At 46.8% G+C, this 9,426-nt stretch carries 8 protein-coding genes; 2 read left to right on the top strand and 6 right to left on the bottom strand.

What is annotated here, in order from left to right; translation table 11 throughout:
- Nucleotides 1-145: 145 nt before the first annotated feature.
- Nucleotides 146-730: a recombinase family protein gene (locus ACOTXL_RS23670; protein ID WP_045351221.1), complete on the bottom strand. Its 585-nt coding sequence runs from the start codon at nt 728-730 to the stop codon at nt 146-148.
- A 286-nt stretch (nt 731-1,016) separates the two neighbouring features.
- Here ACOTXL_RS23670 and ACOTXL_RS23665 point away from each other — a divergent pair, with 286 nt between their 5' ends.
- Entirely contained in the window at nt 1,017-2,909 is a 1,893-nt protein-coding gene (locus ACOTXL_RS23665; RefSeq protein WP_052686701.1) for an acyltransferase family protein, read from the top strand.
- 282 nt (nt 2,910-3,191) lie between these two features.
- On the opposite strand, the gene ACOTXL_RS23660 is transcribed toward ACOTXL_RS23665, so the two are convergent.
- From ACOTXL_RS23660 to ACOTXL_RS23640, 5 genes are read right to left on the bottom strand one after another with little or no spacing between them, the layout of a single operon-like run.
- On the bottom strand, nt 3,192-4,601 hold the full coding sequence (locus ACOTXL_RS23660; RefSeq protein ID WP_228041330.1) for a phage tail protein: 1,410 nt from the start codon (nt 4,599-4,601) through the stop codon (nt 3,192-3,194).
- Entirely contained in the window at nt 4,582-6,177 is a 1,596-nt protein-coding gene (locus ACOTXL_RS23655; protein WP_045351220.1) for a phage portal protein, read from the bottom strand. The genes ACOTXL_RS23660 and ACOTXL_RS23655 overlap by 20 nt, the downstream gene beginning before the upstream one ends.
- A complete protein-coding gene (locus tag ACOTXL_RS23650; protein WP_000235410.1) occupies nt 6,174-6,380 on the bottom strand; it encodes a phage head-tail joining protein in 207 nt (68 codons plus the stop codon). The genes ACOTXL_RS23655 and ACOTXL_RS23650 overlap by 4 nt, the downstream gene beginning before the upstream one ends.
- Entirely contained in the window at nt 6,380-8,302 is a 1,923-nt protein-coding gene (locus tag ACOTXL_RS23645; RefSeq protein WP_045351219.1) for a phage terminase large subunit family protein, read from the bottom strand. The genes ACOTXL_RS23650 and ACOTXL_RS23645 overlap by 1 nt, the downstream gene beginning before the upstream one ends.
- Nucleotides 8,277-8,822, bottom strand: coding sequence for a terminase small subunit (locus ACOTXL_RS23640; protein WP_045351218.1), 546 nt, complete (start codon nt 8,820-8,822; stop codon nt 8,277-8,279). The genes ACOTXL_RS23645 and ACOTXL_RS23640 overlap by 26 nt, the downstream gene beginning before the upstream one ends.
- Before the next feature lie 277 nt (nt 8,823-9,099).
- On the opposite strand from ACOTXL_RS23640, the gene ACOTXL_RS23635 reads away from it, so the two are divergent.
- Complete coding sequence (locus tag ACOTXL_RS23635) at nt 9,100-9,375, top strand: hypothetical protein (protein WP_040092035.1); 276 nt, start codon at nt 9,100-9,102, stop codon at nt 9,373-9,375.
- Nucleotides 9,376-9,426: the final 51 nt, after the last annotated feature.

Raw genomic sequence — 9,426 nt, 5'->3', positions numbered from 1 at the left:
ACAACGCATGACTCGGGGACCCTGTGGATTGCTGGTCCTTCACTGGTCGGGGACTTTCACCCCTTGATCTTTACCGGTCTCCCGGCGCACACTGTATTTATATACAGTTTATTTTGATGATAAAAATGTTCAATCCCGATATTGCCTATAAATTTTCTTCAGTGAGTAAATTATTGATAAATTTGGTGGCCGGGAATTTTTTATACAGCGTGCACACCGCAACGTCGTAAATAATCGCCACCTGCTTTCTGTCCACTCCGTTTGCGATCAGCCTGCCAGCCTGCGCCCATTGCTCCGGGGTTAACTTCGGACGCCTGCCACCTATCCGCCACTTCTCACGAGCTGCCGCCAGTCCTGCCCGGGTGCGTTCCACGATTAACTCCCTCTCCATTTCGGCCAGAGCCGACATGATGTGGAATATGAAACGCCCCATTGGGCTGGAAGTGTCGATGCTGTCCGTAAGACTTTTGAAGTGGATGCCGCGCTGCCGGAGTTCGTCGACCAGCAGTACCAGGTTTCGCATGCTTCGCCCGAGGCGATCCAGCTTCCACACTACCAGCGTATCGCCCTCATTCAGCGTTCGAAGAAGCCTTTTAAGCACTGGCCGGTTCGCTACCGTCCCGCTCATTTTTTCCTCAAAAACCTGTTCACATCCTGCGCGTTCGAGTGCTTGTCGCTGAAGATCTGTGTTTTGGTCATTTGTTGATACCCTTACGTAGCCAATTTGCATATTTTTTACCCAATATTTTCTGCAAAAAAATCAGGTGAAGTTATCGGCATGGCTGCCGCAGAGCAATCTTTAAAACGTACGAATTTCTAACTCTCACCAAGGTGGGTAGTACTTCTAGTGACAGTCTCCTTCAGTGACTGCTCATCAACACATCTGATAACTAGTTGAAAGATTGGAGGATGTGGTAGGTAATAACGCATCTGATAAGTCACGAACCAATATTTCTTTGAAGCTGGAGAAAATTCCTTGTCGTCTACGGAGTTGCGGTGCCCTAATACTGAAATCAATGATGATGCAGTTAGCCCTTTGTGCTATCATCCCCCGGTTCAAAAAACAGGTACCTTTTGCTATGGAATTTAGAAAAGACATAAACGCTTTGCGTTCTCTTGCTGTTTTAGCGGTAATTATTTTTCATTTTAATAGCGACTACCTCCCGGGTGGTTTTGCTGGAGTGGATGTTTTCTTCGTCATTTCTGGTTATCTAATGACAAAAATAATTTTATCTGGAATCGACGAAAATAACTTCAGTTTAAAAAGATTCTATCTGGCACGTGCCAGGAGAATAATCCCAGCATTGACAATTATATGTTTAATCACCATATTGATTGGCTGGCTTTTTATCAAGCCTTCAGATTTTTATGAAATGGGTAAGGATGTTGCAAGTAGCATACTATTCATTTCAAACTTCCTTTATTGGTCAAGATCAGGATATTTTGACAACTCTTCTGTTAATAATTTTCTTTTACACACATGGTCTCTTTCTGTTGAGTGGCAATTTTATATTGTATATCCATTATTGTTGTTAGCTGTTTCAAAGACATTGGGTTTGAAAGCGGCCAAACATTCTATCCTTGTACTTTTTATTTTTTCTTTCTTTGCATCTCTATATGGCACTTATAATTCTGCTGAAGCAAGTTATTTTATGTTTCCTACTAGAGCCTGGGCAATGCTTGCTGGAGGATTAGTATATATCATACCTCCTCTGAAAATTTTGAAAAGAACACTGAGTCTTGCGGGTCTCTCAATAATAATTACAAGTTTATTCATAATTAATAAAGAAACGCCATGGCCAGGGTTAATGGCAATAATTCCGGTTTTTGGGGCATTCCTGTGTATATATTCAAATGCTACTTTACGCTTTTTTGATTTGAAGCCTTTACAATACATCGGTACGATATCATATGAAGCCTATTTGGTCCACTGGCCTCTTTTAGTATTTATTCGCAAAATCAGTCTGGATATTAACTTTGCATGGTACGCTTTTGTTACCTTAGCCCTTTCATTTATTTTAAATATATCCTTGCAGACTTTTAAATCAAATAAAAAACTTCCAATAACATTTTTCGCATGTCTTGCATCTTGCTTGTTGGTAATAACAAATAATGGATATACAAGCAGAGTTCCGGAACAGTACAGAATCACCAACCAAGAATTCCATAAAAAATACTATGGTGGAGCTGATTATCCTTCTAATAAGGTATTCTATATAAATTCTAGCGAAAGTAAATTTGATTACATCATAACTGGCGATAGTTTTGGTTTGCAATATGCTAAGTCATTTGATGAACATGAAGTAGAAGCAGCAGCTCTTTTTGATCATGGCTGCCTAATATTTCCTAATTATTCAAGGTACTTAAATAATAAAGAAGACACTTCATGCTCTGAAGAATATACAAAATTAAAAGCTCTTATGGATAAGGAACCACAAGCACCCCTTGTGTTTGCAAGCTCCTGGGATATTTACGATGGAATCCTTATAAAAAAAGGGGGGGATACGCCAATTAAAAAAGATAAAGATTCATATTACACCATAGTGTTAAGTGAAATTTTATCGGTTATTCAGGATGGCGGCGACAAGCGTATGTATTTCATAATAGGTCGTCCCCAACCAGCAAGAGTTGATGGCTTCGGTTGCCTGACTGGTGAAAGCCTTATAGGATATAGGTTGATCTCTAACTGTCAAGAATGGCAGAAGAAAGAAAATGTAGATATAAACCTTTACCTACAAAATAAATTGGCTCATATTAAAAATGTTAGATTTATAGACCCTAATGATGCTCTTTGTGATAATTCTCAGTGTAAGATAATTTACAAAAGAGAACCTATTTATACAGATGGCGGGCATCTTTCTATTTACGGCGCGGAAATAGTCACAAAGTATATTATTGAACATCTTTAGCATCTCAAGCCCAGACAAAATTTGCCATGTCTGGGCGTTTTGATTGTTCATTGCCACTCCGTTACATTTTGCGGCTTCACTTAATAAGTGAGGTGGTAATGATTTTATGTTGCCATAATTCCTGTAAATATAGATTGTATGATGGTTTAAGTTAATCAAAGCCAAAAGACAAATACTGTACTTCGGACAACCTGCTGGAAAGGTACTCGCCTGAAAATGAATGAAGATTTAATGTTTCATCAGCCAATCAATAGGGCCTTCAGCTATATCTTTATGCTTATATCAGATAGTTTCCTGCGGCATCTGAACACGTACTGAGACAAATTGGTCAGAAGGTATGTCTATCGGATCTCCATCGTTAATGCCCTGTATTTCGTTTCTGGCAAATTCTGGAGCGGTTGAATGCGTACGGTGATAGGTTTTCACTAATACTGAACCGTCAGCATGAACATGATAATCGAGCCAGATCAGGGGCTGCTTGTTGCGGTCAGTGGGGATGTCAAAACCACCATCAATTCCGCCCCAAGCAGCGTCTGAATTTAGACCTTCGCTTCCTTCAATCAAATATTCCCCTAGGGAAAGACGAGTTACAGTGCAGCCTTCAGATTCGTCATTGGTCTGGTATGTTCCATCAGAATATACTTTAACCACAGGTGATGCTGTTTTTATGCTGCCATCAGATGCAATTATAGTGTTTGCAGTCGTGTAAACCTTTTTCCATTGATATGTAGCACCATGCATGTGGTTGGTCTGTATATATGCCTGCCCATCGTTCGTCCAAACGAACCATGCTGTGGATGGACCACCATCATATTGTAGCTGCACCCCTACACCGTTGGTATTTGCAGGATTATTAGCTGTTTGACTTGTGAAGCGACCAAATCCAAGCATGTTTGTGTTTGAGAAGTTGTCAATATGACGAGCGTATCCCAAGCCAAGAGCTTTTAGCGAGGGAATCTGACTCGTATCACTATTGGTAACAATCTCAGAATCCAGTGCGCTCCTCGTCGCGCTACTTCCTAAACCGAGGTTTGTGCGAGCGTCAGCAGCATTCTTTGCGCCGGTCCCTCCCTGCTCAATGCTGAGAGCTGTTTTCAGCCCAGAAAGGCTGGTAATGTCGCTGTTAGCCCCTTTCTTCGCCAGAGATTTTTGACCCGGCACGGTAACGGCAGTGCCGTTGATAGTGATGGTGACATCAGATGTCCCGTTCATTACATCAGCGAACCCGCTCATGTAGCGCTGATACATAGTGAAGGTTTCAGCGATATCCTGCGCCAGACCATCCACGCTCAGGCTGTCGCTCAGAAGAATGGCAAACCGGGTTCCAGCGGGAACAGTTGGGTTAGCTGCTGGCGTTACGGTGAGACTTGTTGCGCTGCCGATGGTGGTAATCTGAAATACCTGCACAGGGCTGGTCATTGCAATAACGGTACAGCCGTTACGAATAAGAGAACCAGCAGCAGTAAAGTTTGTGCCGGTATCCATGTCATCATCTTCACCAAACAGCGCCAGCGGTTCGGCTATTTGTCCGGCGTCAAGCGTGATGCCAGAGACGGTATCTGTCAGCCGGGTGATGCCCAGTTGGCCAGCCAGCGCGCAAAAGAAAACCCGCGCGTAGGCGGGTTCAAGCATCAGCGGCTCATTAAAGGCCATACTGGCGATATGCGGAAGATTACGCAGTTCGTGCGCCATCTTGCTCCTCCTCGTTTGATTTTTTCACTCCAGCCTCAAAAGCGGCAGCGGCCCATGCCGGTGGTTTCAGACCCGCAGCACGACGCTCCATGGTTTCCCGGACCTGCTGGGCAAAAATTTCCTGATAATCATCACCGCGTTTGGCGCATTCTTTCTCATACGTACTGAGACCAGCCTCGATGAGCATGACGGCTTCCTGTACCTCTTTCAGCCCGTCAATAGCCATGCGGCCTGAGCCGATCCAGTTGGCATTTCCCCAGGCTGTTCTCGCTTCCTGAAAGCTGAATCTGGCTTTTGAAGGAAGTGTGACCACGCGGCGGACAATTGCCTCTTCCAGCCAGCAAAGAAACATCTGACAGGCCTGTCGGGATGCCACAAACTTGCGACGGCCCATGAAGTACGCCCATGACTCGTTAGCGCTTGCGCGCGCAGTCGAGTAACTCATCTGAGAATAATTTCGCGAAAGCTGCTCATACGACACACCCAGCCCAGCGGCAATATAGCGCAGCAGTGACTGTTCAAAAGTCGAGTAGCCGTTATCGGTATCCTGCGCCGACTGAAGGTTGAGAGAATCACCCGGCAACAGGTGTGGAACCCTTGCCCCACCCAGGCGAACCGGCGCAGCTGAGTAATAGGACGCCATTTCACCGAGCCAGCCCGTCAGTTTGCTCTGCTGCTCTTTATTATCCGCGCCGAGAATGAAATCCATCGCCGTCTGCGTATCCAGCTCACTCTCGATGGTGGCAGCATACATGGCCTTCACTATCGCACTCTGGAGCTGGGTGTTTTGCAGGGTATCGAGCATTTTCATCTGCTCCATAACGCTGTAAAACGCATTGGCTCCACGTGTCTGTCCGTCCTCCATCGGTTCGAAGACATGGATAAAAGAGGGGCGCCCTCCGGGGAGCTCGCGAGGTATGTAGGTCCAGTTCTGCGCCATCCAACCAGGATAACCGTCATCGCTGACGTAATATCCCAGCGCAGCACCACTATTATTGATTTTTACCCCGGCGCGACAGTTCCGGGTATCACCGATGTTGTTTGGATTACTGACACGCTTCGGACTGACCATTTTGAACTGAGTACGGAAAAGACGCGTTGAATCGCTGTCCCATGTCGCCTGCATGCATAATTCACCGTTAAACGCATGCATGGCCACACCTTCACGGATCATCATCGTAAAGGTTCGCTTGCGCTCAGCATCAATCCCGCAGAAGTCATCTTCGGCATACTCATTCCAGGCGGCTTCCACATCCCGAGAAAATGCGCGTGAATCCTCCTCATTGATGCCAAGATAGCGCCAGCTCGGTCGATAACTGAGTCTGAAAAATGACCCGACGATGTGGTCCTGGTGGAGCTGCACGGCGTTTGCTGCATAGCCATTATTTCGCACCAGATCGTCAGCGCGGGCATTTCCACGAGAATAGTTGGGAAGGAGTGCGGCATCTGCACTTTCACTCGGCGGATTCCAGCCCCGCAGCTGCCCACCAAACCCGCCACCACCACCACCATGATATCCCGCGTATTCCCGAAGGGATGTTTTCCCGTCAGGTCCCACTAAAGATGGTATTTTCATACGTAAAACCCTGCTGGCCCCCGGCGTCGTGATGTGGTACCAACCTGAGATTCAAGGTCAGCAATATATTTTTTGAGATCGCTGACTGATGTGGCTGTAAATTCCACTCTTCGACCGTCTTTCTGTACCGTCGCCACGCGCTTTCCCATCATCAGGTCATGTAACGCAGCGCGCGCGGCATCCAGTTCAGTCTGTGTTGCCATTATTCCTCTCCAGATAATGCCCGCGCGTAATCCGCCAGGGTCTTGTTATTGTTACGGCTGCCTTCTTCCTCCAGCAGGCTGGCCAGAAGTGAATCAAGATTTAGCTGCCAGCGGGATATGCTGATACGAAGCGCCGCCAGTGCATAAACAAAGCAATCGAGCGCCTCATTTCGTCGTTTTTTGCTGTCCCAGACGATCTTTTTCTTTCCGTCTACCCATTTTTCCACCTGCTCTTCAGCAGTTAGTTGTTGGGCCTCGGTTAGATCGTAGATTTCTGGGTTATTCGGGAAATGAACCGCTCCCGCCAGCGGCTCGTCTCTTTGCGCCACCAGCGTGAAACGGTTATAAATCTGCTCTTTTGCGGTGTCTGTTCCTACCTCAGTGAGGTAAACGCCACTCTTGTTACGCTTGCGTGGCATGTTCGCCACCGGCTTTCCATAAACCGACGCACCCTTTATAGGGATCACACGAAACAGACCATGTTTTTTTGAGCGGTTGTAGACGATGGTGGGATCAATGCCGCCAATATCCCAGCAAGTGCGGGATATAACCATTTCAAGACCGTTCTGGCGCTTATATGTCCTGTTGATCGCCTCATCCACTCGAGCGAGAGTCGACTCATCATCATGACGACCCATAACGATGATTTTGTCGATAAGCCAGCTTTCCTCTCCCGGTCCCCATCCCCATACACGCATTTCGTAACGGTCAAGCTGGGAGTCAATACCCGCTGTTAGATATGCCACTCGCTCCGGCACAGACGCTTCAAAGTGCTCTTTGCGCTCCGCTAAAACTTCAGCATCGGGTCGTTCGCCTATTTTCGGTTCCCACGTTTCGCCTAAGGTCGTGTTAACGAAGGTTTTGCGCTTACCCGTATCACCTTTTGTTTTTATCCAGTCCTTGACGATCTGCACCCAAGTTGTGAACGGGCTGTAAGCGGTCCAGATGTGGAATGTAACGCTGTCAGGAGGTTCAATTTCAGTACCGGATGAAGCAAACCAGTTAAGGCCGTCTCGCGTCCAGATACCTGTTTCATCACAAATATACCTGGCCTCAAGGAAGTCCAGCTCCTGTTGTTTAATCACACAGGCATTGTGTTCACATAGGTAGTAAACGCTGGAAGGTTCTCCCGGAGACCATTTAAAGCCAAATGGTGTCTCTTCATCGCCAAATTTCAGATACTGCTCTTCCCCGCAGTGTGGGCATGGAACATGGAACCGAAGAAAATGTTCTGACTCCTTAGCAGCCCTTTCTATCTGGCACGTACCTTTGACTTTCGGTGTAGAGCCGCGAATGGATTTTGGCCATACAGAACCCTCAATACGCTTATCTCCCAGAAAGGTGGGAGAACCTTCTTTCTCGATGTCATCATCGAAAGCGGCAAGCTCGTCGTAGCCAGCCACATCAACGGATTTTTCACGGTAGTTTTTTGCAGCCTTACCGCCCAGGCACCAGAAACCACGACCATTTGAGAAACGCTTCATGCTAAGCGTATTGTCCCGGTGTTTTTTGCCGTACCAGGGAGCAAGCGCCAACAGCGTCGGAATATCACGAATGGTCGGTTCGACATGAGACTTCATGAAGTTTTCAGCGTCACCGTCGGTTGGCAACCATATTAGGGAGTTACGCTGTTTATGCTGGATGAAATATGCGTAAACGCCGAGCAACATTTTTGAGTAGCCGACACGAGCAGATTTAACGACATTCACTTCGCGGATATAGTCATTGCCCATCGCATTCATAATTGCACGCTGAAATGGCAGTGTTTCCCAGCGCCCTTCCTGGTAGGCAGACTCTTTCGGGAGATAGTAATTCTCATCTGCCCATTCAACCGCTGTTTGCGGTTCTGGCCGGTAAAGCGAACGTAGCCCCGCCCGCGCAGAGTGCTGCAGCCCCTTAACCTGACTGTTCGATATATTCACTCAGCAACCCCGGTATCATTTCATCCAGCGCAGCTGCTTTGTTCATGGCCTTAATGATGTCCTTCTTGAGGAAATCAATATGTCGGTTCTCCAGCTCCGGGAAGCGCCGCTGAACCGACAGAGGTATTCCATCGAGATTGCTGGCAATTTCTCCGGCTACCCGCGACAGCACGAACGTGCAGAATGCGGTCTCCACCACTTCAGCGGACTCTTTTGCATTTTTTAATTCCTGAGCGTCAGCCTGAGCTCGCGTAAGTCGGTGTCGCTCATATTCAATCGTGCCAGGTTGAAGATCGGACTCAGAAGCAATACGGAGATCTTCAACTTCCTTCCGCAACTTTTCATTTTCTATGGCTGCATCGCGCGCACTGTACCATTCGATTGCGGCAGCAGATTCAAAGAGAACCTCATTACCCTTGCCACCACCGCGGGCAACCGGCATGCCTTGTTCCTGCCAGTTCTGAATCGTTCGGACGCTCACCCCAAAGATTTCGGATAAGCGTTTTTTGTTAACCTCCATGGTTTACTCCTGGCAAAAACAGAGAAAGGAAACAATCAACGGTTAACTTCCGTTTTCCATGCTTAGCATTTCCTTTCTGGAGAGAGGATGTTTTCAACAAAAACAATGAGAAAACAAGAAGAAGAACGGAAATGGCATAAACCAGAAAATTTTCATAAATAGCGAGAATCTGCGCGGACGCCGCCCCGTAACAGGGCGGATCGCCGGAAAGGACCCGAAAAGATAATGATTATCAATTGCAAGTTATTCCCTTCAAGATAATGCCGCCTGGACGGCAATGGCATTGGCCCGTGTCTGTAATCCATTCATCGGCTGCTTTTTAAGCTCAGATGTATTGCTTTTTGTTTTGCAGAACTACCACCTTGTTACTGCAATTGGAATTGGTTTCCTGGTAGAGTTCCAAACCCAAATTTTCAGTGGAGGATGGACGGTCATTTTATCCCGTAAAAAATCGCCTGTTGCTGTATCTGGAATGTTTTCAGACTCAGCAAAACTGATTGATGCCGGGTCTAAAACAGATATCAGTGCGCTATTCGTACCATCCGTTATTTGAACTGGCTCACTACCGATTGTCATTCTTTCTGTTGCCATGTGCCCCCCCCCC

The organism is Enterobacter cloacae complex sp. IR5402 (assembly GCF_049238125.1).
Taxonomy (GTDB): Bacteria; Pseudomonadota; Gammaproteobacteria; order Enterobacterales; family Enterobacteriaceae; genus Enterobacter; species Enterobacter hormaechei_C.
The sequence above is the reverse complement of the archived record's forward strand: the minus strand, read 5'-3'. Positions and strand labels throughout refer to the sequence as shown.